Source organism: Patescibacteria group bacterium, from assembly GCA_041665345.1.
Lineage (GTDB): Bacteria > Patescibacteriota > Patescibacteriia > PEXW01 > PEXW01 > JBAYJA01.
In genome coordinates, this window is sequence record JBAYJA010000002.1 from 88,066 (window position 1) to 113,469 (window position 25,404).

Genomic DNA, 25,404 nt, shown 5'->3' on the forward strand with positions numbered 1-25,404 from the left:
CCAAGGGGAGTGTACTCGCTTGTGCTGCTTCTAGACCCCGCTTGCGTGATTAATGATAATCCGATCCCGGGTGGAAAACATATGCAACGAGTTTGCGGGAAGGCGAATAGCTTTCCCATTGGTCAACGTGTAGTAGTTGATGGTGGGTTGTGAGCGGGACCCCAGGCTAAGCCCCACATCGTCCTTTCCGTCCGCGTTAATATCAACCGTAGAAATACGGGCGCCAACCCGGAGAGCTGCCCCATGTGCGGTGAAGGTGCCTGGTAAACCAACCAGCCGACCGCTCCGGTACACGAAGTAGCGAACTTCCGCAGAGGCGCTTGCACGGGGAACGGTGACAATTTCTGTGATACCGTCGTTGTTCACATCACCCAGGGCTATGTCGTAACTAGCACGTAAGCGGGGATTGTATGGAGTGGTGAGCAAGGCAGAACGAACCATGCTATTTCCACTGAGACTAAACACCGCAAGGGCTGGAGCGGCGGTTGTCGCCGGCATGACCACTACATCTTCCTTGCCATCATTCGTTACATCTCCACCCGCCACCGAAACGCCGGGGAATTTTGTATCAAACTCCCGTGCCACTTGCGTGTACTTGCCATTTCGGTAGCCGAAGATGCGGACAATGCCCCGGCGGGTTTTTTGCGACACAATAATTTCCTGCGTCCCATTCCCATCCACATCCGCTGTGGCGACGTTAATGCCGTCACGGTATGCGTTTCCAAAGGGGAGGAAAGTATTAATGCGAGAACCATCTGTTCGGAAAAGCCGGACTTCACTCACTCGTCCGGAACCAGAGCCAACCACAAGTTCGCTATAGCCGTCACCTCCTAAGTCAGCCACCGAAACGCTCACCCCACCCTGAAAAGTCTTTTCGTATGGGAAGAAGTCCTTTTTCACAGTTTTCCCTTCCATGACCCGAATACGTGCGGCTGCACCAGCTTCCACGCCAACAGCAGTAAATGTTCGTAGTTTCACGGTGAACGTCGTCGTCGCTGGACTGGCGTCAATATTCCCTACGGCATCTCGGCTGCGGACGCTGAAGGTATGCGTCCCATTGTGGAGTTTGCTGAGCGTCACTTCTTGCTTTGTGGTCCAGGCAGACCAGTTGCCAGAATCCAGCTTGTAGGCAAAGCTCAGCTGGCTGGCAGCTGTGACGTCATCAATCCCACTCCAGGTGAAGCGGAAAAGAGGAGTGATCAACCCGCTGGCCGCAGGTACTGCAGTGAGCACGGTGTTGGGGGCAACGTCATCACTCGTCGTGCCACCACCACCCGTGGAGGTGTTCGTGTTCACCGAGGAGTTCGTATTGGTCGTTGGGACGGTGCAAGACTGGGTCAGGGGCGGCTGGCTGCTGGGGTTTGGGCAACTGGCCGCATCTGTGCAGGTACGGCTTTGGGAACCAGCGGAACAGGTGCTCCAGGCCGAGCAGCTCCAGTTTTCCACGCACGGGGGGACAGAGACGGCTGTGGTTTGCTTGCTTGCGATATTTGACAGAATTGATTGGTTTCCTGCTTCGTCAGTTGTCTTCAATGCAAAGTAGTACAAGGTATTCGGCTGTAAGCCGCTGACGGTCATGGACTGGGCTGTACCCGCTGTTTGTGGGGCAGGCGGGTTGCTGATACTGGTTGCTACCCCCCAGTTGCCGGCGGTGATAGTGGATGTCGCATAACGAATGTCATAGGATGTCGCTTGGCCTGTGGTTCCGTCATCGCCCGGGGCGGTCCAGGTGAGGTCGACCATGGTGGTGGGGTCGCTGGCCGCGGCTTGGACTGTTGTCCCATCGCCACTGGTTTGATTTCCAGTGAAATTCTGCACTTGGCCAAGAACAATAAATCCTGCAAGCGCTGAGAAAGTAATAACTGCTGCAATAGCAATAACCGGTCGAATGTAGGTTTTTTGCTTGGTGAGTGTTTCAGTATCTTGCATATGTCTAGAGAGTAGCTTATTTAGTGGGCGAAACATAGGAGTGATGTTAGCTGGCGAGCAAATTGGTTACCTGTCCAGGTGTAGTTGTGTCTGTAACTGGATTGCTAATTGTTACATTGATAGTTGTGGCTGTTGCAGTATTGTTTGCAGCATCCCGTGCTACCGCGGTTAAAGTATGCGAACCATTCGATGCGCCGGTTGTATTCCACGAAACACTGTACGGCGTTCCAGTGTCTTCTGACCCCAGGTTCGCGCCGTCAAGCATAAACTGGACTCCGGTAACCCCCACGTTGTCTGATGCACTTGCGGTTACGTTTAAAGTCCCTGATACGGTGGCGCCATTTGCAGGGGCAGTAATGGAAACCGTAGGATTGGTAGTATCAGAAGGAGACTGGTAGAGCTCCAGGTAAATATCTGCTGACCAGCCATCGGGTGCAACATCATAATCAAGATCCCACCACGTCGATCCGCCCTGCTGTATTGGACCGCCGACCACGGTAGCCAAGGCGTCCGTATCGTGATTGCCCAGGAGGGTACCGCCGGGGGTGGCGCGGACATTTAAGAGCGCAGTGACGCGGACCCGGTCGTTGATGGTAAATTGGCCAGTGTTACTCACGGTTACCGCAACATTCGTGGCGGTGGTGGTATTGCCTGCTGCATCACGGGCAACTGCGGTCAGCGTGTGGCTGCCATTGCTTACACCCGTCGTATCCCAGCTGAGGGAGTAGGGAGCGGAAGTATCTTCAGTCCCGAGGTCAGTTCCATCGAGGCGAAACTGGACGCCCGATACCCCAACGTTATCCGTGGCGGTCGCGGACACGGTGACTGCCGCGCCAGATACGGTGGCACTTGCTGCCGGAGCGGTGAGGGAAACGGATGGGGGAGTGGTGTCACCGCCCTGGGCACCGCAGGCAACCATAGGACCAATATACTCTGTGGCGACCACGACGTCGTCGAACGACAAGCTATCAGTCGCACCATTCGCACCAGTTTCGTGATAGTACTGGAACCAGAGGTAGTTGATATTCAGCGCAGTGGTGTTGCGCCACTGAAACCCTTCAAACGGACTACCTGAAGGATTTGGGAAAAATTCATCGCTGGACCAGTTGCCCAAAGGAGAGCCCTGGGTGAGATGTTGTTTCAGAAGGCCGTTCAGCCACATGGCTTGCTCACCGTTGAAGGAGGATACCGGGGAATTGAGTTTGATCATGAACTCAACGGGAAACCAGTCGTTTGTAGTGAGCGGCGCTGTCGGGGAGGGATTGAAGCCATTGCCAAAGTACTGGGAGCCATTCCAGCTTCGCATGTGCATCCAGTAGGTGTAGAAATCCCAGACAAATGGATTGCCACTTGGTTCCACCGACGAGCTGAAGCGGTCTGACCCCGTTGGCTGGGTCCCTGCACTTCCAATGGGAAAGTTGGAAGCGGGATTGCGGCCGCCCAAAGTCACCAGGTGATGGAGCCCGGGAAAGTTTGACGGGAATTTCACGTAGTACCGAACGTACAGCGTGTCATAGCCAGCCGGGGCAAAGTTTTTGTAGAGGTACCCACCGGTGGTGCTACCACCCACGGCAGTCATGCGCAAAGACTGGGAGCCCCCACTGGTTGCAGGAACGTCACTGGAAAAGGACATACCCCCGGTGTTGTCGTTGTCATTCCACCGAGCCGCCATGGTGCCAATGGAATTTTCCTCAAAATTTTCTGTAAAAATAACTGCAGGATCATTTTGCAAACCAGCATCACAGGGGTACTGCTGGGCAATACCCTGTACGACTTGCCCTTCGGCAATGTGCGCAGGTGTCCAAGTAGCAATACCTAGGCTTACTAGGAGGAAGCCGGAGACACTTTTCCAAAGCCGAAGTATGGAACGGGAATGCCGCATACGTCAATTAGGGCGCGGTGAGGTCGGTTACCTGGCCAGGGGGCGTGGTATCCGCCAGAGTAGTGAAGGTGTTATCACCCGATGTCGTGCTGTTATTCGAGGCGTCTTTGGAAATCACCCGGTAGTGGTAGGTGGTGCCAGGCAGCAAACCAGTGAGGGTCTGAAGGTGGGTGGTTGTGAGCGTGGCATTGAGCGTCGATTGGCTACCGTAGCTGAGCGTCGTCCCGTACTGGACCAACGTGTCGGCGACTTCATCGGTATTCCAGAGAATGCTGCCACTGGTTAGGGTAATGGCGCTGGTGGTGATACTTGAAATAACTGGCGGAGTTGTATCCGACGCCGGTTGGTAGGCAGCGAGGTAGATGTCTGCTGACCAGCCATCTGGGGCAATATCGTAGTCCAGCTGCCACCAGGTGTAGCCGCCTTGGATTACTGGTCCGCCAGTAACTGTAGCTAAGGCACCCGGCTGATGGTTCCCAATCACATTTCCTTCTGGGGCATCCCGCGTGTTGAGTAAGGCCGTGACTTGCACCCGATCGTTAATACTAAATTGTCCGGTGTTGCTCACGGTAACGGTAATGCTAGAGGCGGTCGCCGTGTTCCCTGCAGCATCCCGGGCAATTGCCGTGAGCGTGTGGCTCCCATTGCTTGCGCTGGTGGTATTCCATGACGTGGAGTAGGCGGAAGTTGTATCTTCGGCTCCAAGGTCTGCGCCATCTAGCCGGAATTGCACACCAATCACGCCAATAGTATCTGATGCGTTGGCGGTGACACTTACCGTGCCGGAGACTGTTGCGCCATTTGCTGGTGCAGTAAGATTGACCGTTGGATCTGTAGTATCACCTGCGCCATTATTGACGGTAATAGAGATGCCGGCTGAGATGGTCGAGTTCCCGGCTGCGTCCCGGGCTACTGCAGTTAACGTGTGCGCTGCGTTTGTAGCAGCCGTTGAATCCCAGGTTATGGAGTAGGGAGCATTGGTATCCTCTGAGCCAATATTCGTGCCATCGAGTTTGAATTGGACACCAGCAACACCGGTATTATCCGCAGCTGTTGCCGATACGGTGACGCTGGATCCACTTACCGTAGCCGCATTTGCTGGAGCAGTTACCGAGACGGTTGGTGGGGTAACATCACCGCCGCCAGCCGCGTAGTATCCGGCGTTCGCTGGGCACTGGCTGGCAATAGCTGAGAGCAGGCTATAGTCGTTTGCTCCAGGATTGGTGAAAATTGCTGTGGCACTGCTTTGGGTAATGAAGGTTGAGTTCGCATCGTACCCAAAGGTGGTCGTGGCATCCTGATGCGTGTAGTGCTCTTGCGTACCACTCACGTGCCGCTGCACCATTTGGAAGTCTGCAAAGGGGGTGATGAAGCAGTTATTGTTTGAGGTAATGTCTTGTAAAATCGACTGGTTCACATTTGCCGGGTCAGGGTAGGTTCCAGATTTGGTAATGTACGCCATGGTGTCATACCCAGCTCCAGGAACCCGGTCTGGCAGGCCAAAGAATACATTCCGCTGCACATTGTGGTTCGTACCATTCACAATATTGAAAAGTTGATCCAGCCCCACAAAAGTGTTGTTCGTCACCACAGCATTTTGGCCACTAATGGTGTAAAGTTGTGCAGTTAATCCGTCCCGACCCACGAAATTCCAGCCTTGGTCCACGTTGTAGACGAGATTGTGGTTCATCGTTACGTTCGAGGTAATCATCGTGCCCAAGCTCTCCGTATCGTGAATGATATTATCGCTGATCATCACCGGTCCCTCGGTAGGATTTTTGAAGAAGAAGGCTTGCGGCACGTGGTAGACAGTGTTGCCTGAGAAGGTGATAGAACCCGTGTGCCCGCAATCAAAACCCACGTATGACTGGCAGGAGAGGGTCGTGAGTGCGCCCAGGTGAATACCGCCTAAACCGGTATTTTCCCACTGGCCAGGATGTGAGGCTTCGTAGAAATCGTGGAGCTCGTTGTTGAGAATGGAAATATTGTACGCACCGCCATTGTCACCTCGGTTGATGAGAATGAGCCCGTGGTTTTCTGAGCTTTCTAAGGTTAGGTGGTGGATATTGCTGTTTTGAATGGTTATATCATGCGTTAGGCTCCCGTTCGGCGATGCATTGCCATCACTGTAGGCGTTCAAACTCACGTTGCCGTTGATAATTTCAAAACCATCGAGGGTCCAGAAGGACTTTTCCCGGAATATGACCGCCGGATGGTTCATGGTGGTTAAGTTGAAACGGGAATCATTCATGTTGAGAATTGGCGTCTCGCCAGGGTAGTTTCGGATGACAATTGGGTTGCCCACCGTGCCGTTATCGATGTCTGTATACTCGCCAGTAACATTTTGAATGGAGATGAAGTTTTGTACCCCTTGGCCAGCACTCATGGAGTTATCGTAGTTGTACGTCCCACCGCGAGCATAGATAATGTCGCCTGGGGTTGCTGCACGGAGCGCTGGTTCAAAGGTTTTAAAGGGCGCGTTGATGGAGCCATTATTACTATTGCTGCCGCTTGGTGCGACGTAGAAGCTATTCCCCGCAGCTTTGGAGGGGATCAGCGAGGCAGCAAAAAAACCTGCTGCCATGACGGTGAGTACGGAAATGAGAAGCGCGTGTGGGTGCCAAGATTTTTGAAGAAGGAAGTGCATAGGCATGTTTGAACGGGAGTGAGGAACGACGAGTAATTTAGTAGTAGTATACCAGCTTCTCCCCTATGGGTGGTAGTGATCGATAAGAAGGAAGGGATTGTTTCCAAGCTGGAGATAAAAGCTGGGGGGTGTGTGATTGCAAGAGGTCGGTACATTGGCTATGTCTTGGCAGGTGCGTACAATGCTTGCGCCGGCCACACGACCTGGGAGATGGGCACCGCGAGATTCTGTGAGAGCTGTGCGCGCCACCCACGTACCCAAGAGTCCAACGACAGTAATACCTAGAATGAAACTTACAGATGCAACAAAATGACTTAGCTGATTGCTACGTGAGGAGGGAACGCGACGCATATGGTCGTGTTGGCTTTTGAGCATAGTGTTTATTTTCTAAATATATTTTAGCATAAACAACCTTTTTCGTCAAATACGAAGAGGGGTTACAAAAGTTACGAAATACGAAAAAAGATACGAATATACGAATTACGAATAGGATTACGAATACAGTTACGAATTACGAAAAAGTACTACGTCACTGCGTTGAGTGGGATCCCGCCTTCCTTTGCATCTGAAGCAGAAAGAGGCGGGAAATTACGAAAGGAAAGAGAAATACGCCCCGCGGAGCGGGGTCCGCCTATGGCGGAAATGGGGAGAGGACGGGAGTAACTCCGAGTGCGGGTCACGCACCATCTGATGCGGGGTCCGCGCTCGACCGAGGATGGGATGAGGTGTGGATGCTTGTTAGGTTCGGGGTCTGGGGTTTGGTGGAAGAATGCAAGATGACCTTCTTCTATTCCGTTTACCCTAACGAGCATCTATACCCTTCCCTGACCCGTATTTTTTTCTCCCCCTCTGTCATTCTGAGTCATACGACCTGTCCGCCGACCTTCGTCGGCCGAAGCCGACTTCGGTCGGCATAGGCCGAAGTTTCTGAACGTAGGCGGAAGGATCTCGCGGATAATCCTCAAGGAAGAGCAAGATCCTTCACTCTACTGCGCTATGTTCAGGATGATAGAGGGAGGAAATTAAGGGGGGAGCTGGAAGCAAAAAGTTATGCGCAAAAAAAGCCCCGACTTATACATCGGGGCTCGTACCTGCCTGTTAGGGTAGACACTTTTGGGTTACGCTGAGAAGCAAACCTGCGCTGAGTTCAGCGCAAATAAGTTTTATTACAACCCATGTTGGCCGGGTGCCATGCTTCCGCGTGTGGATTTGTTCCAGCCGTTTCAGCTCAATTATCCTTTTGAGTAGATATGCTGTTAGCGATCTGAGTTTGCGAACAATGTTCATTCGCATTTTTTTATTGTCCTTTCTGTTTTTGTTTACTCCAATCTCTCAACGCACAAGCGTGCTTATACTCTGGGAGATTGGGGAGTCTGAAGACTCCCCAAGAAGGTAGTTAACGTTTGATGTTTGTTGTCGCTGCATCTCGCTGTTGCTTCTCGCGCCCTTTGCTCCAAGGGATGATGTACATCAGCCCAGAAATACAGGCGACCAGTACGCCCACGACAATAGGGGCAATTGTGTGTGCACCAATTGATGTCATCACGCCAATGCCAACGCCGTGCATTGCGGCTGTGAAAATCAGCTGCCACAACTTGAACCATTCCGGCCAGAAGTAGAGCACGATCATGATGATGGCTCCAAGGATCAAGAAGAATCCCTTCAGCCAAAACATGGACATGCCCCCAAAAAAGCCGTAGCCAAGGCAGATCAGAAAGATCAGCCAGCCGTACGAGTTTTGTTTCACTATTTCTCCTTTCGAGGTTTGTTGTTCTTCATTTTTTGGTATTTCGTTTGCAATGTGATCGCACACTGCAACAATGGTGAACTTACCTATTGTGCATAAGTCACCGAAATTCAGTTCACGCTGCGTGATTTTTTGACCGTTGACGAATGTCCCATTTTTCGAAAAATTGTCAACAAGCTGGTAGCTACCGTCTTGCATGGTGTAGACGATCGCATGACACTTGTCAATCCCATTTGATGGTAGTACAAGTTCGCAATTTTCTCCCTGGCCGATGGTAAAAGTTTTTCCACGACGTGCAGGGAGAGCTTTTTTACCCACCTGTTTATTGTTGTGGTAGACAAGAATTTCCACCAATCACTCCTTTCATTGTCTCATGCCATTATTCCGTTACCAAGAAGGCATAGGAGCCAATATGCACCTTGTCGCCGGCGCGTAAGTCGCGATCAACTATTGATCGACCGTTCACCATGGTCGTTGCTTTTGCGGTACGACTGCAGATGCGGAACCCACCCTTTTCGGTTCGAATGATGAGGGCGTGGTATTGTTCCACACCCTTGTTCGCAGGCAAGCGCACGCTGCAGTTCGATTCATAGCCAATTTGGAAAAATCGGCCGGTATTTTTGGGCAGCGTGTACGAATGTTTTGGTCTGTCATTGTGGAGTAACACGAGATTCATTCTCTCTCCTTTGTATTCTTGTTCTCTTCCTCAACCTCAACCCATTCAGTATGAACGAGTTGAGGAAAGGAGGCGAACGTGTGTTCGCCTTTTCCAAAAGTTCTATTTTTTACCAGCCCATCTTCCCAGGACGTTGGTTGGTGTTGCAGAATTTGGCTTCAGAAACAAGTGCCTCGGGTTATATAGCCAGCCGCCGAGGTTCGTGTCTGCGGGGGAATTTTCATTCCTCCCGTACAACCAGATGAGCGTGTCCGGCGTTGTGCCACTGCCGGGGTTGACCAGGCCGAGAGCTCGGATACTATCCTGCGCTTTTTTGTGCAAGTCGCACATGAACAGCGAATCGATCTGCCGGGCGATCGTCGGTTCGAATCTGAGCCGGGTATTCACCTCCCGAGCGGCCAGAGTGTACTTTTCCTGCATGCCGAAGATTACCGCAAACACACTGTCGGCCTTCGCCTGCAAAGACACTTCTGGTGTTTCTATTCGCTTGCTGTAGCCGTTCGACAACAGGCTGCAAAGAAGAATCGTTGCCATCGTGAGAATAAACCAAATGGGCGGGCAACTCCTTGCTAGCGTTGTGGATTTGGGTGACTCTACTTTCATGTATCCTCCTAAAGTTTCTGTGTTTCTTCCTCAACCTCAACTCATTCAGTATGAACGAATTGAGGAAAGGAGGCGAGCAAACGAAAGGTCTGCTCGCCCCAAAAAAGCTACGATTTACTAAAACCAAAAAGGACGAAGGCGATAGTTAAACAACCAATGTACAGGAGGTAACTTTTTCGCCGTTGCTGGTAGTCTAATGCTCGCCAATCGTATTCGCTCGCACGTTCCTTACGGAGTTTGAATTCCGTAAGCATGAGCGACCAAAAGTATACCAACAGCAAGAAGAAAAATCCAGTCTTGAAAATGAAATTCACGACCCCGCCAAAACCAAAAACAAAAATTCCGAGACGGATAACGAATTCTTTTCGAGCCACGCGTGGCGTACTCTGCAGAAGTTTCCGAATAAATCGTCCTCCATCCAAAAACCCAAGCGGGATAAGGTTGATGAGTATGATCCAGCCATTGAGCAGCAGAATAATCTGAAACTCGCTGACCGTGAATTGCTGGAGGAGAGTAAGCGCGCAGGATATTCCAACGAAAACGAACTGACCGTACACGCCGGCGAGGAAGATGTGCATTTGCTCGTACCAAGGAAGTTCTTCTACTTGCGCTTCAATTTTCTTTGAGAAGATTACACCACCGATGAGTGGCGTGAAGACCATTAGACAGTACATACGGTGCCGCGCCATTGCAAGCCAATGTCCCATTTCATGGACCAGGAGAATGACAAAGAGCACCGCCGCTGCAAACGAAGCATTTTCAAACGGGAGTAAGTAACTTCGCATTGCATAAATACCAAACCAGGTTACTACGGCAGACCCAATAGCTAGCACGGGGTAGCCAATTTTCCTCGCGATCGCTCCTTTACCACGGCCCCTTAGCTGTTCAACAATTTTTTGGATTGGATCCTCATCCATTACCCAGAAATAGTAGAGCAGGCCTAGCCAGCCATGGGCAATCCCAAATGCAATGAGATTTGGTTCATGTTGGTAGAGCAGGGAGAAGATGAATCCCAGAACAACCGTCGCCGGCATGAGCCAGCGGTTCGGGACATGTAGCAGCATAAATGCAATCGCTGTCACAATAGCGATGGGGATTGGCGACCATCCTAAGCTAGTCATCTTCATGTTTAGGTAGCCCAGAATGAGAAACTGCTGCGCAAACCCGAAGAGCGGGTAGAGCAGAGCGCTTATGGTCATGTGGCTATTCCATTTAAGTGTTCTCGGGGTGCGGAGTGCTGCGAAGAGCAGCATAATAATAACCCCGACAACCATTAGCAGGATTACCGGTCGGATCCCAGCAAACCAGTCATCCGTACGGATGCCAAGCTGTGGCCAGGAAAGTCCGGAGGCTACTTGACTATAGCCGAACCAACCTACGACCAGGACGAGTATTCCCACTTTGACCACGATTTTTTCCTTCAGTGCTGAAGGAAGGCATGCGTAGACCAGCAGACCCACAAAAACGACGATCAACTCGATCACTTTCTACCTCACTTTGTTTGTGTTTATTCTCCTTTCCACAGCACAAGATTGTTCTGCGTTGGAAAGGAGAGACAGGTCAGAAATATTCCAACCTGTCATCTTTGAAAGAGCGAAGCGAGTGTAATTGTCCCGCGTTTACTGCTGTTTTGTGATGCGGATTAGTCGGCGTGTTATATAGTAGTACACCTGCCGGCCGGTTCCACGAACGACAATGGAAAGCAGATACTTTCCGGTTTGCAGTTTTTTGGGTAACGTGATTTTCAGCTGTAGCGTTACATCCATTTGTGTGGCGGTGCGTTTTTCCCGCAGTAAGGTTTTGGCTTTCACCCCGGTGGGTTCGTCCTTTCCTTGCTCCATCACCGCCGGCATTGTCTGTTGCCACATCCCGCTTGGGTAGGGCTGGTTCAGGCTGTCCGCAACCACGTAGGGTTGGCCAGTGATGATTGAACCTGGTGTGGTATTGGAAACGTCTGGCAGGCGTAGCAACGTTGCTCTTACCTCAAAAGTTCCTGTGTCAGGGAGCTTTACCTCAGCGTAGAGTGGTAAAATCGTACCAGGCGTAAACCAGGCTTCGGGGTTGTTGTACAGATTGGTACTGTCTCGGACAATGCCCGGCAGTACGTTGCCACCCATAGCGCTGCTTGACTGCAGGATGAGCACGTCGCTCAGGTGGTTTTTGACTGGAATGAGAATATCAAGCCAGAGGTTACCCACATTGAGGCTATGCCCAGCCACTGTAAGTCGTGCGTGGTAGTGGCCCGGTGGAATGTCCGTCAGCCGCAAGCACCCCATTGCTCGGATCAAGTGGCGATCCTGGCGCTGCGTTGCCTGAAGAAGGCCACGCAACATTTGGAGATTTGCGGTTGTACTGTCTGCACATATTTCATTTGCTTGCAGACTGTCGAAGAGCTGAACGCGCATGGTGAGCGTGCCAGCTTCCAGAGTGAGACCAGTGAACTGATTCCCCGGAACCCAGACCGTGAACCACGCCTCCGTACTTCCATCTGGCGACGGAAATCTGGAAACTTGGACAAACGGCCACATTGGATACGCTGTGGGAAATCCTTCATCCATTGGAATGATTCTGGTTGGGTAGTGTTCGCCAGCTTTTGACTGACAAGCAATCTCCAACCCTTGGCGCATTGTGGCTGTTGACCGCCAGATGTAAGTCCAGATTGAGCAGGTGTCATGACCGTTGGCACAAGTGCCAGGAACGATGAGGACATTGCTCGGTAGTCCATTGATGATAAATAGTGCCCAACGCACGTCAGGCTCAACTGCATCAATGGACGTACCAAAGTAGTTGCTCTGCGCTGCTCCTTTGCAGGCGGCAAGAGTCTGCTGGACTTCCTGCCAACGCTCAGGGTGGTCTGCTGCCCACGCGTCAACACGTTCTTGGAAGTGCCGGAGGTCTGGCATTTTTACCAAAACCTTCTTTACAAACTTCGCATCAAGAATTTGGAAGAGTGTATACATCTCTCTGACGTATGCATCTTGTATCGAATCCTGTACTGCAAAGCTTTTCACGCCAAACTTTTGTAATGGATGAAATTGCTGTGCTTGGCAAACATGCGTCATGCCAAGAATAAGCAAAGCCATGCCAAGGCATTTCGCTACCATCGTAGCCTCCTTTTGTGTTTTTGTTCTTTTTCAAAACATAGAGTTACCTTCTATGCTTTGAAAAAGAGGCGAGTGCTGGGATGGACCAGACACTCGTCCTCGAAGAGCGAATTTTTGTGCTGCGCACCTTTTTGAAGACTGACCTATTCTAGATCATTCAGGATAACGAAAATTTTTCCTCTTTCGTCAATTCTGATTTCATCCATGGCCGGGTCATCATCCAGGTTTGCTTGCGCTCCCGCGACAAAAGTTTCGCCATTGTCTTTCGACGAAATGCAGAACATGTACGGGCTGTCGTTTGGGATCTGTACTTCTTGTGTTGGCTCGGATCCTGAACGGGGCTCCAGAGCAAGTGTGGGGATGCTACTATCGGCGCAAACGGTTGCAAAATCAGAACCGTAGTAGTAACCATGCTGTGTCTTGAAATCTTCTTGCGCCTTATATATTTGCATAAGGCACGCTTTGGCTTCTCTCTGCGGTGTGTGAACAATTATTGGAATGATCAAGGTTGCTAAGATGCCGATGATGACAACGACGATCATGAGTTCGATGAGGGTGAACCCACCCTGGTTTTTGGTAATGTGATTGCTCACGCAATCTCCTTTCGATTTTGGGTTATTGGTTTTGAATGACGTTAATACTACAGGCCGCAGAAAATTCGTTCTGCATGGAGCCCGTTATTCCAGCTCCAGTACGTGCAGACTGCGAGGCCGACAATTTGGTCATTGGGAATTGCACCCAAGTATCGGCTGTCGAAGGAATCGTCACGGTTGTCGCCCATCACAAAAAAGTGATCATTGGGTACGACGTAGGGACCAAAGAAGTCCCGAGGGGAATTTTGCTTGGGGTAAGTCTTGGTGTCCCCATGCACTGCCTGCGGAGGCAGCGGGATAAAGACGTTATTGACGAATAGGTCTTTATTTCGTACTTCCACCGTGTCCCCAGCAAGGGCGACGCAGCGTTTCACAAAGTCCGTGTTGCGTTCCGGCACGTGGAAGACCACAATGTCATCGACTGCTAATGTACCCAGCTTGTAAACAATGATAAAGTCACCGGTTTGCAAGGTTGGGGTCATTGAGTCGCTGCTGATTCGAGACGCTTGCGCGCAGTACACTCGACTAAGTGTCGCAACCACAACTCCAATTACCAGCCAAAGGCAAACGGGTTTCCACCAATTCTGTACAAATTGGAGGAATTTTGTGGTTTTGATTCTCGCTCGACCGCTTTCATATGGAGCAGTCCCTCGGGTTATTTTTTTTTCCATTTTCCAACCTCCATTTTTTCATTTTTTTCTTTTTCTCAAACCAGGAATGCTCATGGGTTGGGAAAAGGGGAGGAAACACTTAGGTTTCCTCCAGAAGTGCGCTCTGCTTTCTTACTTGCTCACCCGGCAAGCATGAAAAAGCGGTGCGAGCACAGCACCTGGCAGCGTTGCCGGTAGGCAGCCGACTACCAAAATTCCGGCGAAAAGGTACATGACGAAGTTGCTGAAAAATTTCAACATTAGCTCCTCCTGATTGATGTTTTTTCTCTTTCCTCAGCCCACAGTATGGGCTAAGGAAAGAGGTAGACTTCGGGTGAAGCTGTCTACCAAAGCTTACTGAAATTACCAACGATCCATTTTTGGGATCGGGACGTACGGGATGCACCCTGCGGTGGAAAGTTGGTACTTCCCGTCCTGCAGAATGCAGGATGAGCGAAAGCCACCAGAGGCTTCGTTGAGAACGACAACGTGAAGGCCTGATTTTGTAGTATTGCGCAGTTCAAAGATGAAATGCGGAATAGTAATTTTTTCTCCAATGCGCACTGGTTTGCCGTCACATTCGACTTTGCCGGATTTCACCGTAATGAACTTTACTCTGTCCATGTCTAACCTCCGATTTGTGTTTTTTTCTCTTCCTCAATCCTCGAATTTACTCGAATGCTGGGGAAGAGAGGCAGATGGTTAGTCTGCCTCTGGAAAATTCTAAATGAGCATTATGACCATTCATTACACAATGGCCGGTGACAGTTCCTTTCCGACTTCCGGGGCATCGTCTTGAGGACTGCTATCCACCAGAAGTGAGATACTTCTGCCAGCAAACAGCGCTACTGCGCCAAACCCAATGATTATGAGGAGCATGTTTAATTCCATTGGAAACATATTGAAGAATAGGTCCGAGGCTGTTTCAATGAAACACGCCCAATGAGCTACTCCGATGATGCTGCAGTAGAAAATTGCAAAACCAATTATCCGCTGAAGTTCTTTACTGTTGATTTTGAACTTCCTGGCCGTCAGACCACATGCAAGCAGTCCTACGGTCATGGCCAAAAACTGCCAAACCGTCGATGTGTAACTTTCCGTACGATCATGCGCGCGTAGAAAGTAGTCGCCGTTCGGTGCCTGATAGACTTGGTCGATCTGGTGGCGAAGACCTAGCACGCGGATTAAGCTCAATTGTTCAGTTTGCATGCCTGGAAAGTGCTGAATCTTGAACGTTTCATTCTCAGCCGGAAATACCATATAAAACATGGTAATCAGGCTGAATGCAAATACGATTGCAAGGGTGGTCATGAAGATTTTCATTTTTCTGTCCTTTCAGATATGTATTTTATTCGTTTTTTCTCTTTCCTCAGCCCACAGCATGAGCTAAGGAAAGAGGTAGACTTCGGGTGAAGCTGTCTACCAAAGCTTGTAATGTGCAAATTGGGTTTTAGTCCCCTCTGTCACCGAAAGCGTAGCAAAGTTTGTTTCATTTTCGCCACGACAGTTGCTAAATGGTTCTTTGCGGTTGCTCGTCAAGCGCTGGCCAGGGAAATCCGCCAAGAGTATAAAATTTGGCGATGACGAAAGGTCTTGAGGTCCCTCGGTCGATGAGGTTCCCAGTCTCGATTGACGTATGATAATCGTAGTACGTTTCTTCGTACACCAGGGAATCGACGAAAAGCGTGTCGGGCTTTCTCTGCTCAAAGTGGTAATCAATAGGGACCCAGCTCACGGTAAAGGGTCTCGGGGGCTCGTATGCCTTGCCGGTACTGCGATCGACCAATACATCACACACGGTGATCGAATGCTGTTCGACCTTCATTCTGGGGTAGAGGTATCCCTGATCCCAGGCATACCAAGTGGTAAGGGCAACCATTACCACCACGATAATAATGTTTACGACGTTTCGCATTTTTTATCCTTTCAAATAAGTGATTTACGTTTTTTTCTTTTCCTCACTAATTGATTATTCAAAAGTTGAGGAAAAGAGGCGAGTGAATGGTTCACTCGCCGGTGATCAGCGTAGCCACATAATGGACAGGATCAGACTCAGCAGCCCGATGATGGTAAAGGTGATGATGAGCCAGATTGGGGTCTTGCCCTGTGGATTTTTGGGTAGTTGCGCCAGGATTTTGTGGCGCAACTTTTGTGCAGCGGGGAAGTCGATACTCAGAATTCCAATGCCAGCGAGCAGCACCAGAATGCCCGGACCTGGGCCAATGAGCATCACCAGGCCGGCAATGGTGACCACCAAGCCAGCTAAGATGCGCCCGACTTTCAGCGCTGCAGTCCAGACTCTTTTCACGGTGCCTCCCTGTTGGTTTTCAGTTTAGGTTCCTTTTCCAGAGCACGATACCATATGCTCGTACGCTAGAAAAGAGAGGGGTGGTCCAGCCGGCCACCCCAACAATTATGTTCAAAATGTACTTTGCAAAATTCCTCCTGGTAATTTTTCGCCACGGAGATCTATGCTCCACGACCAGGCCGACACAGTCCTGGGCGGTTACTCGTTATCGTTGCCGTTTGACTCATCCTCTTCCTGTTCACGTCGTACTCGGGAGATTGCGATCGGTATGAGTAGTAGAAGTGGAACAGATCCTAGGGCCAGTGACGGGCTGCCAGAGTATTTATACTTCGGATCGAAGAATAAATCCCCACCATTTGAGCACCCGACCCCCATAAGTAGGGCACTCTCAAGGGAAGTTGAATCAAACCAACTTTCTTTTGAAAGGCCAGTGGTCATTCCAAGGTCAGGAGATGAGTTCATAGGTTCAATTTTCCTGCCTAAGCATGTATGGAACTCAGCAATTGTGATCGCCTTGGTACTCCCGTTGACATGCAGGAGGCCATTTATGAAATCCGCGTGTTCCGAGTAACCGTAGTCTTTCACATATTGGATTGTATCGACGTACACGGTGTCAGGAGTACCGCTATCAATCCTAAATAATGAAATGAACGGAAATGGATCAAGAAAAGGTTGATAGGTTGCCCCGGTGTTCTTTTCGACGATGATGGCACTGTGGTGCCAGAATTTGCCAGTCTCCTCGAATCTGGGATAAAGGTACCCCTGATCCCAGGCGTACCAAACGCCAAATGTCAGAAAGATGGCAACAAGACCGATGTTGATGATTGTTCTCACTTTTTCCTCCTCAGGAAGTTTTTGTTTACTAAATGTGTGTTTCTCTTTCCCAATCCACAATCTCTTGCGGCCTAGGAAAGAGAGGGGTGTATGACAGCCAAACCACCCCTCTAACAATTATGTTACAAATGTACTTTCAAAATTCCTCCCGGTTGATTTTTCGTATGGAGATCTATGCTCCACGACTGGCACGACACACGCCAGCCGATTATTCACCTATGCCCGTGTCTGGTCTTGGTGCAAGCGTTTTCCCCACCATTCGAAAAGAAGTCCAAGCAGGATTGCTAATCCTGCAGAAGCAAAGAATGTCTGCAGAATTTCGACTACGCTGATCCCGGTTCCTTTGTTCGTTGTGAGATCGAGAACAATGCCAATCAGGAGCGCGGTTGTCCCGATGATTTTTTGACTCAGATTTGAGACGCTGTATAGTCTCAATATGATGATTGCCAAGAATCCCACTACGAAGCTGAAAGTTAAACTAAATACAGTGGACATGTGTCCTCCTTGTGAATATTGTGGTTAAATTGTTTTTTCTCAACTGCAAAACAGAATTTTCATTCTGTTCTCTAGTCGAGGGGCAGCATATTAGAAGCTGCCCAACGAAGGTGCGAAACTTTAGTCGACGGATAGTTATGAGTTTCTTCGAGTCATCTCCTCGGAAGAAGTTCACAATTACCGTCTTGAAATGCTAATACGTTTGTCAAACCCCCAGATGGTTTGACCAAGATAGTTCGCTCATCATTTTTGCACGTTGGGTCTGGGACACTGCAACTAAATAATTTAAAATCTTCTGGCCCCTTTGGAAAGGTCGAATCTTTGGCCGTTTCTTCATCGAGAATGACGAACAATACGTCCACTTGATCATCATGATTAAATTGTCCATGAATTTCCAGGTCGACGTTTTTCAAAACGTATACGTTGCCCTCGGGGCAAAGCAATTTTGCTCCGTAGTAGCTTCTATCAAGAGTGGCGGTATATCCCCAGCATATTTTCTGCGGTAGGCCAATCTGGTAGAGCTCAGCGGCGCCTCCGAAGGAGATGCTATACATTGTTTGGCGATAAAGGTATTCCCTGGCATATTGCCAAACACTGTCCGGAACGCAGTTCAGCTCAACATTCAGCGAGTCAGAAATTTGTTTTAGTTTCTGTTCCAGAATTTTTTCTTCATTCGCGACCACTTGCGCCTGTATCGTCGGCATCAGCGCCAACGAATTCACCATGACGAACATGGCGACGAGGATTGCGAAGGTAATCAATCTTTTCATTTTCACTCCTTGTTCTTAGTTTTTATGATTGTTTGTTTCTCGACTTCAGTCCAGAATCAGTATTCTGCACTCAAGTCGAGGGGCAGCATTTTTTTTAGTGCTGCCCGACGAAAGGACATTAGCCAGCAAGCGCTTGCTGCTGGATATTCACCGGCACATTGGGCACGGTGAAATAATGGTCGTGCGTAAGGAAAGAGATTCCCCTCACCCAGATTCGTACCGTTCCAGTACCAGGATTGCTGGATAGTCTTCTTTCGAAGATACCTGTTCCTGTCTGCAGTTCGAAATGGAGAGGCAGACTTTCGTTCTCAGATGCGTCAAGCACCATGTCGAACGAGGCGCTCTCCATCCCGACTTCCATGAGGTAGTCGGTGATTTCTTGTTCGAGACCCTTAATGTATTGACGTTGTTTTTCGTGGGTCTCTTCCCGTTGCTTTCGGAACTCCTCGGCTTTGTCAGGGCCACCTATGACTCTGCCGAGCCAGTAGCCGCTAAAGACCGATTCGCCTGGAACCTTTTTTGTGATTTCAACCAGGTAAAAACCCGGTTGAGTAAAGGTCACCAAGTGTTTCGCATTTCGATCTGCGAACACCAGCGGACCTCTCATTTCAGGGTGGCCAATAACTCTGCCGTCCCATTCATCCTTGTGGAAATCCACGAGAATAATCTCAGTACTCATACTTCCTCCGAATAATTTGTTGTTTCTTTCTCTTCTCACAGCGAGCCAGGTCTACGCAATCCCGCACAACCCTGGAGAGAGGGAAGGAAGCGGCATGACGCAGAACCTGACTCAGTGTGAGGAGAGAAGGGAAGCCGTAAGCTGTAGAGCTGTAAGCCGTAAGGTCTGCAAGATGTACAGTATGCTTTACAGTAAAGGAGTTCCTTCTTCAGTAAAAAAGCGTTTTTATACTAGAGAAGAAGGGAGATGGTTAGATCTCCCGAGTTTTCCTGTAGTAAAAGAACTGGCCAAGGATGATCCCCGACAGCACTATTCCGATTGTATCCGGAATCAAAATGTAGAAATCGTTGATAGTAAGTGCATGCCAAGCTCTGCAGCTATACACGCACACAGTGAGAATGGCCAAGAAAAAGGCCGTTCCGCACCGGCGCTCTTTGCGATTTTTTAGGATCTGCATGGTAAGCCCAATTAAGACCATCAGAATCGCAAAGGTCAGCGTTGCATATCCAGATATCTTTTCCATTGTGTATTCCTCTTTTTTCGTATATTCGTACTGATTCGTAATTCGTAAATTTTGTTTCTCTTCTTCAGGGCAAAAGTATGTTTCGCGCTAGAGAAGAGTAGGGAGGAGACGAGTTGAACGTCTGCCTCCCACTTTCAGAAATGTGCTTAGAAGACTTTAGAAGCTGAAGCCTACTTCAGCAAAGTCTACGTTACCATCTGGGGTAAAAGCCCGTAAGGCCTTTACCCGGATGTGTTTCGTGGCGTCGAGTCTGACGCCGAGCGCGCGGTTATGGACCTCGCCGTCGTTGACGGCGTAGAACAACCGGAAGGACTTATAGTCCAAGTTCACAATCCCAGACAACTGGTCCTCGCGACCACCGTTGTACCAGGTCTTGCCACCGTAGGCATTGACCTGGAAGGTGTGCCGAATGTTTACCTTTGGCGTTGTGAACCCCGCCGTTTTGGCAAAGTCTTCTTGCCACAGTAACTCAATACCGTGGAAGGTTAGAGCCGCTGAGAACTCGTTTGTCCGTACAGCGTACAGACTAAGTGCACCACGGTTATACCCAACACCGATACCGTTGCCGATAAAGGTGTACGAGTTATGAACGGGGAACCATAACTTCCCGTTCAATTCATTTGGGGACGGCGTAATCTGGCCGGCTGCGGTGAACGTCGCACCGACGTAGAGAGTTGCCTCCCCATCGAAGATACTCTTCGGTACGCAGCCCTGAGCCGCGATTACCGTATTCGAAGCGAGGTCGTATTGAAACTCGCCGCGGATACTGTCAACGTGGAGGGTCAGTTTGGAAACCGCCCACCGATTCGTGAACGACTTCACAGAATCATGCGGTGCCTGGGTCATGATATACCCACCAAACTTGACGCTGTCCACTTGCGCGAACAGCGAAGTTGCCATCACAAGGACGGCAATGATCGAAATGATAACTGACTTAAACATTTAATTCTCCTTGCCCAAAGCCCTGGGCGTTTTATGTCATTTCTTAAATTATCGTTCTCAAGATTCTAACCAGTGAATTACTTCATGGGTTAGAGAGTGAGGGGGAGGCAGAATGGAACTGGCTCCCCGTAATTTTACAATTTTAGCCTCCTTTGCAGAATTTCTAACCCCGTCTTTTGGTTTTTCACCAAAATGATCGGCAGTTGATTCTCCCGAATGATCTGAGAAATGCTTTCGCTGAGCCCGGCGATGATGAGAAGATTGCTACTCCCCAATATTTCCCGGCAACTCTGCAGGGAATTAATCCCCTCAGTCGTCATTTTGCCCACACCCTCCATTGAGAGGACATAGGATACCCTCGTTTTCTTTCTGACCTCTTGAACTAGGAGTGCGCCTCCTAGTTTATCGAGCGACCCTCGGCAGGTGATGATCCTGATATCTTCATCGCCAAAATTTTTCAATGAGAGCATGCAATCTCCTTGCATTTGTTCTTGATTATTTTCGTTCTCACTGTTTCAACCCATGAACCATTTCACGAGTTGGAGGATGAGGGGGAGCCAGAGTAGTACTGACTCCCCGAAATATCGTTACGGTAATGCCGCTATTCTCTCAAGGGCCGCTTTCTCGTCTTGAGCGATCTCGAAGATAGCGGACAGCTGAGTGATCTCCATCATCTCTTGGATATACGACGCCAGATCAGTGAGAACAAAGCGTCTGTTTGCCAGCCGGCAAAGCTTGAGGCAGGTGACCAAGCAGCCAAGGCCCGCGGAGGTGATAAAATCAACTTCCTTGAGGCAAAGGAGGATTGGACCCGTTCCTTGCTTTACGATTTCCTCGACCTTCCTTTGCAGTATTTCTCTGCTTAAGATGTCGATTCGACCTTTGCAATGAAGAATGGTCGCCGAACCTTCGTTTCGGATTGTGATTTCCATGTTTTTTCTCCAAACTTTGGATTAAATAGTTCTGTACCAACTTGCCCCATTCATTAGTTGGACATAGCGAACCGGACAATGTTTGCAAGTCCGGGTATGGTATTTCGTTTTTGGTTCAGATGAACCAGTTGGCTGTTTCGTGAACCCGTCAATAATTTTCGCTTCCTCAATTCGATAGGTCCATACGGCCCAGTGCAGGCGACCTCGGAAGTGAATATTCGGGTTGAGGACGCAGATGAATACGGCGACTAGGAAAGCCACAAATAGTGTCACGGTGATAAATTCGAACATTTTTTCTCCTTGCCCATTTCTGAGTTTTTTGCTTGTTTACTTTTTTCTCACTTCTCAGCACACTGGAATGTCCTAAGAAGTGAGAGGCAGCCGGCGGTTAATGCGACGGCTGCCTTTCTCTTAAGGTTCGTTTTTTTGCTAGCCAATAGCTTTGTGGAAACGTTTCCAATATTCGTCGTCCACACAGGGTTCGCCATCGTCGGTCATCGGAACTTCCAGACTAAGGGTCCAGAGCCCGTTGTATTTTTTGGTAGCGCGGATAACGCTACCGGTTTCACGAGATTCGAAGAGGATACTCTTCACCGTCGCATTGGTGAAGACGTAGATCCCATCGGATTCGACGCTTGTTCCGTCGGGTCGTTGGACGAATTCAGTCCCGAATAATTCCGGACACTTCGTTAAGTTGTCTTCCATCGTCCATTCTCTTGAGCCGTTCCAATGCGGCGTATTCCAGTACGCCTCCATGAGAACAAACGGGGTTGTTACCAACCCTTTGTCCTTGATAAATTGCGCAAACCTTTCTGCACAATCTTCAGGGATGACGGCAATGCCGCGTACAGCCACAGCAACAACCTCAAAATCAACCTCATAAATTCTCTTTATGATACTGGTTGACACTTGAATCGAACTTTCCTGTAACATTTTATTCTCCTTTGCCTTCTCAGGCTTGCGCAAATATTGTTTTTCTCACTTCTCAGTACACCGTTATATGTCCTAAGAAGTGAGAGGCAGCCGGCGAAAAGCGTCGGCTGCCAAGTAACCTACGTCCTGGTCTGATTGCTAATTTTTAGCACCAGAATCGTGGTGATGATTACCATCACCACACTCAGGATCGAGAAGGCCAGTGTGGCCTTCATGTTCTGCGCCATCATGGCGCAGAACGCGAGAATCAGGGTAATAGAGTGGCAGACCAATATTCTGAAGATTTTTTCTAACATTTTTTTCTCCTTGCCCATAGTCTTGGGCGGTATGTTTGTGTTTATTGTTTCAATCTCATAGATCCAACCTATGAACCATTTCACGAGTTGGAGGATGAGAGGCAGCCGGCGAAAAGCGACGGCTGCCCTCGAAATAGAGCTAGCGACTTTTACTGATGATTACCTCAGCGGGGACGACGCCGAGAAGAAATTCTGCGAACACTGCGAAGAAGCAGTAGACCGCGATTTCCAACCAGATCAACCCACCACCGGAAATGCCGATCATTCCGGTGATTGCCATGATCATTGCAGTGGCTACCATGACGGTAAACCATACTGTAATGAAATCCCACTTCATTTTTCTCATTGTTTCCTTTCGTTGGATTTCCTCACTGTCACCCGCACCAGTCCCTCCGGACTCATGCGGGCGGACAGTGTGCCCGAACGACAAACTGTTCAGGACACTAAATAAAACAGACCCTCTTCTTTTTATAGGAGAGAGTCTGTTATTGGGTTGTAATCATAAGAATAGATAAATGAATAGTGAAATAATTGCAAATTATCCAGTCGCTTGTCGCAGCTTTCGCCGCGTTGTTTACACCAACCCACTGGTAGCGGGTAAGGTGCTCTCTCCGTCGACCCCCCAAGCGAAGAGGAGACGACTATGGCACTATTCGGTTTTCAACGTTCGGACAGGCCGCTGAAATAACCAGTTCTAGCGTAACGGGGGAGTATATACTGGATTGCCAATCCTGTCAATACCTAAAAAGGCTAAGGTTAGCCAAAAGGGCTTAGATTAGCCAAAAATACTTATGGTAGATTGTTACGTCCCGCCACCGAGGCGGGATCCCGCCTTCCTTTCCTCAGAAGTAGAAAGTGGCGGGAAATTACGAAATGAAAGGAGTTACGCCCCGCGGAGCGGGGTCCCGCTTCGCGGGAAATATACGAATTACGAATGGGGATACGGATGAATGGAAGGGATGGCAGGACGGGTTTGATTCTTGGATAATGACTGGTTCAAGTAATACAAGGGTTTGCCTGGTAAGGACTACCTCCCCCTACCCCCTCCTTCGAAAGGAGGGGAGGGTGTTTTTGGTTATGTACAGACCAAGGTGTATTTGTACGTTTCCTCCCCTTTCGAAGGGGAGGACAGGTGGGGTAACCCTTACCGGGTGAAAGTATGAATATGAACCCAGCTTTCTCCTTACGCCATACTTCTGCTATGGGGTATTGACAAGCTCCAAATACCATGCTACCTTTAGTTGTTTTTCAGGTAGTGCCACGCAAGGTGCAAGGAGCAACAAGCGTGGTGTTGGGTGATTAACTTTCCAAGGAGGAATTTGCATGAAGCAGGGGATTATTGTGACGCCGGATATGCGTATTATTCGCACTGGCGGCTCGATCAATGATAATGCCGACGCGCTCGTTCAAGCGCGCGAGAAGTAAAGTTCGTTCAGCATCGAGCCGGTTCCATGGAGGAACCGGCTCACATTTTATCCTCCTACGTCTCGATGACGAGACTTCGGAGGACAAGTCCCTCGTTTTGCTCACGGAACTTCGAGGGCGAGCCCTCCTTTCGAAGTTTGCCTAATCATTCACCCCTCCCTATACTCACCTCACTATGCGTAAAAGTGTTCTCACAATCCTAACGATTGCAGCGCTCCTCCTTATTGGTGGAGGCGTGTGGGTTAGCAAAGGCGATGATATCCGCGCTCGGTTTTTTGACGACCAACCTGAGGAATTGCCAGTTGCGGTAGAGGCTGACCCTGAGCTTGGGAACGAGAGCACCAATGTTGTGGTGAGTAATGCAAACACGAATGTTCCAGTGGTCGCCGGGGAAACTGTGGAAGCGGTGGCTAAACTACCCAGCCAGTACAACCTGGCTGTGCCCTTTGTGCTCCAAGCGCCCACAGCAAACTGGGACGCCGTGCACAATGAAACCTGTGAAGAAGCTGCGGTGCTCACCGTACACTACTTCTGGACAAAGGTGAAAGGTGCAACTGCCCCACAGATTGAGACACAGTACTCCAAAATGATTGCCTACGAGAACAAGACCTTTGGCGACTTCAAAGACACCACTGCAGCGCAGACCGCCAAGATGATCAAAGATTTGTACGGCTACAAACGCGTGGATGTGCTGCCCATGAAATCACTGAACGACGCCAAAGTGCATGTGGCTGCTGGCCGGCCGGTGATTATCCCTTCCTCAGGGAAATTGCTGAAGAACCCGAATTTTAAAAATGGCGGTCCGCTGTACCACATGCTGGTCATCCGCGGCTGGATGAAAGATGGCCGGATTATTACCAATGACCCAGGGACGCGGAAGGGGAATGGGTACGTGTACAAACCAGACATTCTCTGGAACGCCATCCATGATTGGAATGGTGGGAAGGTGACGACGGGGAAGAAGGTAATGATCGTCGTCTACCCGAACGGCAAGTAAAAAATGTAATAAACAAGCGCGGGTCTCTGTGCCCGCGCGCAGGCAGAGACGCCTGCGCTTGGGTGTTTATTATTGTCATCCTGAATCCCGTAGCGGGATGAAGGATCTCCGAAGTTGGTATATTGTTCGGAGATTCTTCCGCCTACGTTCAGAAACTTCGGCGGACAGGTCGTAAGACTCAGAATGACAGAAGGAGGAGGGGGTAGGCCAAAGCCCTCGCTTTGGCCTTTGCTATAAGTTGCTTTTCCCCCTCAGCCACGAGCGACCCACCTACATTGTTGCGATTTCGGCCACTGGCCCAGTGGGCGGGCAGGGGGCTCGCGGCTACCCCACGTGGGTAGGCGTGGTCCCTTGACCTCGCCTAATGGAAATCCGCCCGGGTCAAGGGACCCGGGCTACCCAAGGTGTGTGCTTGTTTCAGGACTGTCCAGCAAGATCC

General features: G+C 49.8%; 28 protein-coding genes. 2 read left to right on the top strand and 26 right to left on the bottom strand.

Annotated features, from left to right (window positions below; genetic code table 11):
* Positions 1 to 30: 30 nt before the first annotated feature.
* The 19 genes from WCV85_04155 to WCV85_04245 all read right to left on the bottom strand — a co-directional run bounded on the left by WCV85_04155 (position 31) and on the right by WCV85_04245 (position 18,917).
* A complete protein-coding gene (locus WCV85_04155; protein ID MFA6474046.1) occupies positions 31 to 1,929 on the bottom strand; it encodes an FG-GAP-like repeat-containing protein in 1,899 nt (632 codons plus the stop codon).
* A gap of 46 nt (positions 1,930 to 1,975) precedes the next feature.
* Positions 1,976 to 3,811 carry an Ig-like domain-containing protein gene (locus WCV85_04160; protein MFA6474047.1) on the bottom strand — a complete coding sequence of 612 codons (1,836 nt, stop codon included), beginning with the start codon at positions 3,809 to 3,811 and terminating at the stop codon, positions 1,976 to 1,978.
* Positions 3,812 to 3,818: 7 nt separating this feature from the next.
* Entirely contained in the window at positions 3,819 to 6,458 is a 2,640-nt protein-coding gene (locus tag WCV85_04165) for an Ig-like domain-containing protein (protein MFA6474048.1), read from the bottom strand.
* Positions 6,459 to 7,854: 1,396 nt separating this feature from the next.
* A complete protein-coding gene (locus WCV85_04170; protein ID MFA6474049.1) occupies positions 7,855 to 8,556 on the bottom strand; it encodes an FHA domain-containing protein in 702 nt (233 codons plus the stop codon).
* Between the two features lie 28 nt (positions 8,557 to 8,584).
* Positions 8,585 to 8,881 carry an FHA domain-containing protein gene (locus WCV85_04175; protein ID MFA6474050.1) on the bottom strand — a complete coding sequence of 99 codons (297 nt, stop codon included), beginning with the start codon at positions 8,879 to 8,881 and terminating at the stop codon, positions 8,585 to 8,587.
* 102 nt (positions 8,882 to 8,983) lie between these two features.
* The gene (locus WCV85_04180; protein ID MFA6474051.1) at positions 8,984 to 9,415 is read right to left on the bottom strand and encodes a hypothetical protein; all 432 of its coding nucleotides are present in this window, start codon (positions 9,413 to 9,415) and stop codon (positions 8,984 to 8,986) included.
* Positions 9,416 to 9,591: 176 nt separating this feature from the next.
* A complete protein-coding gene (locus WCV85_04185) occupies positions 9,592 to 10,968 on the bottom strand; it encodes a CPBP family glutamic-type intramembrane protease (GenBank protein MFA6474052.1) in 1,377 nt (458 codons plus the stop codon).
* Between the two features lie 135 nt (positions 10,969 to 11,103).
* On the bottom strand, positions 11,104 to 12,567 hold the full coding sequence (locus WCV85_04190; GenBank protein MFA6474053.1) for a hypothetical protein: 1,464 nt from the start codon (positions 12,565 to 12,567) through the stop codon (positions 11,104 to 11,106).
* 164 nt (positions 12,568 to 12,731) lie between these two features.
* Entirely contained in the window at positions 12,732 to 13,181 is a 450-nt protein-coding gene (locus WCV85_04195; protein MFA6474054.1) for a prepilin-type N-terminal cleavage/methylation domain-containing protein, read from the bottom strand.
* Between the two features lie 47 nt (positions 13,182 to 13,228).
* Positions 13,229 to 13,852, bottom strand: coding sequence for a signal peptidase I (lepB, locus tag WCV85_04200; protein MFA6474055.1), 624 nt, complete (start codon positions 13,850 to 13,852; stop codon positions 13,229 to 13,231).
* 111 nt (positions 13,853 to 13,963) lie between these two features.
* Entirely contained in the window at positions 13,964 to 14,092 is a 129-nt protein-coding gene (locus tag WCV85_04205; GenBank protein MFA6474056.1) for a hypothetical protein, read from the bottom strand.
* 102 nt (positions 14,093 to 14,194) lie between these two features.
* Positions 14,195 to 14,455 carry a hypothetical protein gene (locus WCV85_04210; protein MFA6474057.1) on the bottom strand — a complete coding sequence of 87 codons (261 nt, stop codon included), beginning with the start codon at positions 14,453 to 14,455 and terminating at the stop codon, positions 14,195 to 14,197.
* 123 nt (positions 14,456 to 14,578) lie between these two features.
* Positions 14,579 to 15,142: a hypothetical protein gene (locus WCV85_04215; protein ID MFA6474058.1), complete on the bottom strand. Its 564-nt coding sequence runs from the start codon at positions 15,140 to 15,142 to the stop codon at positions 14,579 to 14,581.
* A gap of 199 nt (positions 15,143 to 15,341) precedes the next feature.
* The gene (locus tag WCV85_04220) at positions 15,342 to 15,746 is read right to left on the bottom strand and encodes a hypothetical protein (protein MFA6474059.1); all 405 of its coding nucleotides are present in this window, start codon (positions 15,744 to 15,746) and stop codon (positions 15,342 to 15,344) included.
* Positions 15,747 to 15,851: 105 nt separating this feature from the next.
* Positions 15,852 to 16,139 carry a PGPGW domain-containing protein gene (locus WCV85_04225; GenBank protein ID MFA6474060.1) on the bottom strand — a complete coding sequence of 96 codons (288 nt, stop codon included), beginning with the start codon at positions 16,137 to 16,139 and terminating at the stop codon, positions 15,852 to 15,854.
* A 198-nt stretch (positions 16,140 to 16,337) separates the two neighbouring features.
* A complete protein-coding gene (locus WCV85_04230) occupies positions 16,338 to 16,973 on the bottom strand; it encodes a hypothetical protein (GenBank protein MFA6474061.1) in 636 nt (211 codons plus the stop codon).
* A gap of 216 nt (positions 16,974 to 17,189) precedes the next feature.
* Complete coding sequence (locus tag WCV85_04235; protein MFA6474062.1) at positions 17,190 to 17,468, bottom strand: hypothetical protein; 279 nt, start codon at positions 17,466 to 17,468, stop codon at positions 17,190 to 17,192.
* Positions 17,469 to 17,620: 152 nt separating this feature from the next.
* A complete protein-coding gene (locus tag WCV85_04240) occupies positions 17,621 to 18,238 on the bottom strand; it encodes a hypothetical protein (GenBank protein ID MFA6474063.1) in 618 nt (205 codons plus the stop codon).
* Between the two features lie 118 nt (positions 18,239 to 18,356).
* Complete coding sequence (locus WCV85_04245; protein MFA6474064.1) at positions 18,357 to 18,917, bottom strand: hypothetical protein; 561 nt, start codon at positions 18,915 to 18,917, stop codon at positions 18,357 to 18,359.
* 181 nt (positions 18,918 to 19,098) lie between these two features.
* Here WCV85_04245 and WCV85_04250 point away from each other — a divergent pair, with 181 nt between their 5' ends.
* Positions 19,099 to 19,365 carry a hypothetical protein gene (locus WCV85_04250; GenBank protein MFA6474065.1) on the top strand — a complete coding sequence of 89 codons (267 nt, stop codon included), beginning with the start codon at positions 19,099 to 19,101 and terminating at the stop codon, positions 19,363 to 19,365.
* 231 nt (positions 19,366 to 19,596) lie between these two features.
* Here the strand turns inward: WCV85_04250 and WCV85_04255 are convergent, their stop codons facing one another.
* From WCV85_04255 to WCV85_04285, 7 genes are all read right to left on the bottom strand, one after another.
* The gene (locus WCV85_04255) at positions 19,597 to 20,382 is read right to left on the bottom strand and encodes a hypothetical protein (protein MFA6474066.1); all 786 of its coding nucleotides are present in this window, start codon (positions 20,380 to 20,382) and stop codon (positions 19,597 to 19,599) included.
* 134 nt (positions 20,383 to 20,516) lie between these two features.
* The gene (locus WCV85_04260; GenBank protein MFA6474067.1) at positions 20,517 to 20,852 is read right to left on the bottom strand and encodes a hypothetical protein; all 336 of its coding nucleotides are present in this window, start codon (positions 20,850 to 20,852) and stop codon (positions 20,517 to 20,519) included.
* Between the two features lie 117 nt (positions 20,853 to 20,969).
* Complete coding sequence (locus WCV85_04265) at positions 20,970 to 21,314, bottom strand: STAS domain-containing protein (GenBank protein MFA6474068.1); 345 nt, start codon at positions 21,312 to 21,314, stop codon at positions 20,970 to 20,972.
* Between the two features lie 21 nt (positions 21,315 to 21,335).
* Positions 21,336 to 21,605, bottom strand: a complete 270-nt coding sequence (locus tag WCV85_04270; GenBank protein MFA6474069.1) for a hypothetical protein — start codon at positions 21,603 to 21,605, stop codon at positions 21,336 to 21,338.
* A gap of 138 nt (positions 21,606 to 21,743) precedes the next feature.
* The gene (locus WCV85_04275; GenBank protein MFA6474070.1) at positions 21,744 to 22,247 is read right to left on the bottom strand and encodes a hypothetical protein; all 504 of its coding nucleotides are present in this window, start codon (positions 22,245 to 22,247) and stop codon (positions 21,744 to 21,746) included.
* A 119-nt stretch (positions 22,248 to 22,366) separates the two neighbouring features.
* The gene (locus WCV85_04280; protein ID MFA6474071.1) at positions 22,367 to 22,543 is read right to left on the bottom strand and encodes a hypothetical protein; all 177 of its coding nucleotides are present in this window, start codon (positions 22,541 to 22,543) and stop codon (positions 22,367 to 22,369) included.
* 139 nt (positions 22,544 to 22,682) lie between these two features.
* Complete coding sequence (locus tag WCV85_04285) at positions 22,683 to 22,889, bottom strand: hypothetical protein (protein ID MFA6474072.1); 207 nt, start codon at positions 22,887 to 22,889, stop codon at positions 22,683 to 22,685.
* A gap of 1,254 nt (positions 22,890 to 24,143) precedes the next feature.
* Between WCV85_04285 and WCV85_04290 the strand changes: the two genes are divergently transcribed.
* Positions 24,144 to 24,965 (top strand): C39 family peptidase, encoded by an 822-nt coding sequence (locus WCV85_04290; protein ID MFA6474073.1) that lies wholly within the window; start codon positions 24,144 to 24,146, stop codon positions 24,963 to 24,965.
* Positions 24,966 to 25,404 lie beyond the last annotated feature (439 nt).

Coding starts and splice junctions, on each gene's coding strand:
- lepB (MFA6474055.1), bottom strand. CDS start 13,852: ATGGAAAAAAAAATAACCCGAGGGACTGCTCCATATGAAAGCGGTCGA.
- WCV85_04210 (MFA6474057.1), bottom strand. CDS start 14,455: ATGGACAGAGTAAAGTTCATTACGGTGAAATCCGGCAAAGTCGAATGT.
- WCV85_04155 (MFA6474046.1), bottom strand. CDS start 1,929: ATGCAAGATACTGAAACACTCACCAAGCAAAAAACCTACATTCGACCG.
- WCV85_04265 (MFA6474068.1), bottom strand. CDS start 21,314: ATGGAAATCACAATCCGAAACGAAGGTTCGGCGACCATTCTTCATTGC.
- WCV85_04275 (MFA6474070.1), bottom strand. CDS start 22,247: ATGTTACAGGAAAGTTCGATTCAAGTGTCAACCAGTATCATAAAGAGA.
- WCV85_04245 (MFA6474064.1), bottom strand. CDS start 18,917: ATGAGTACTGAGATTATTCTCGTGGATTTCCACAAGGATGAATGGGAC.
- WCV85_04285 (MFA6474072.1), bottom strand. CDS start 22,889: ATGAGAAAAATGAAGTGGGATTTCATTACAGTATGGTTTACCGTCATG.
- WCV85_04270 (MFA6474069.1), bottom strand. CDS start 21,605: ATGTTCGAATTTATCACCGTGACACTATTTGTGGCTTTCCTAGTCGCC.
- WCV85_04205 (MFA6474056.1), bottom strand. CDS start 14,092: ATGTTGAAATTTTTCAGCAACTTCGTCATGTACCTTTTCGCCGGAATT.
- WCV85_04255 (MFA6474066.1), bottom strand. CDS start 20,382: ATGTTTAAGTCAGTTATCATTTCGATCATTGCCGTCCTTGTGATGGCA.
- WCV85_04250 (MFA6474065.1), top strand. CDS start 19,099: ATGCTTTACAGTAAAGGAGTTCCTTCTTCAGTAAAAAAGCGTTTTTAT.
- WCV85_04175 (MFA6474050.1), bottom strand. CDS start 8,881: ATGAATCTCGTGTTACTCCACAATGACAGACCAAAACATTCGTACACG.
- WCV85_04235 (MFA6474062.1), bottom strand. CDS start 17,468: ATGTCCACTGTATTTAGTTTAACTTTCAGCTTCGTAGTGGGATTCTTG.
- WCV85_04160 (MFA6474047.1), bottom strand. CDS start 3,811: ATGCGGCATTCCCGTTCCATACTTCGGCTTTGGAAAAGTGTCTCCGGC.
- WCV85_04220 (MFA6474059.1), bottom strand. CDS start 15,746: ATGCGAAACGTCGTAAACATTATTATCGTGGTGGTAATGGTTGCCCTT.
- WCV85_04290 (MFA6474073.1), top strand. CDS start 24,144: ATGCGTAAAAGTGTTCTCACAATCCTAACGATTGCAGCGCTCCTCCTT.
- WCV85_04215 (MFA6474058.1), bottom strand. CDS start 15,142: ATGACCACCCTTGCAATCGTATTTGCATTCAGCCTGATTACCATGTTT.
- WCV85_04190 (MFA6474053.1), bottom strand. CDS start 12,567: ATGGCTTTGCTTATTCTTGGCATGACGCATGTTTGCCAAGCACAGCAA.
- WCV85_04165 (MFA6474048.1), bottom strand. CDS start 6,458: ATGCACTTCCTTCTTCAAAAATCTTGGCACCCACACGCGCTTCTCATT.
- WCV85_04180 (MFA6474051.1), bottom strand. CDS start 9,415: ATGGCAACGATTCTTCTTTGCAGCCTGTTGTCGAACGGCTACAGCAAG.
- WCV85_04280 (MFA6474071.1), bottom strand. CDS start 22,543: ATGTTAGAAAAAATCTTCAGAATATTGGTCTGCCACTCTATTACCCTG.
- WCV85_04260 (MFA6474067.1), bottom strand. CDS start 20,852: ATGCTCTCATTGAAAAATTTTGGCGATGAAGATATCAGGATCATCACC.
- WCV85_04240 (MFA6474063.1), bottom strand. CDS start 18,238: ATGAAAAGATTGATTACCTTCGCAATCCTCGTCGCCATGTTCGTCATG.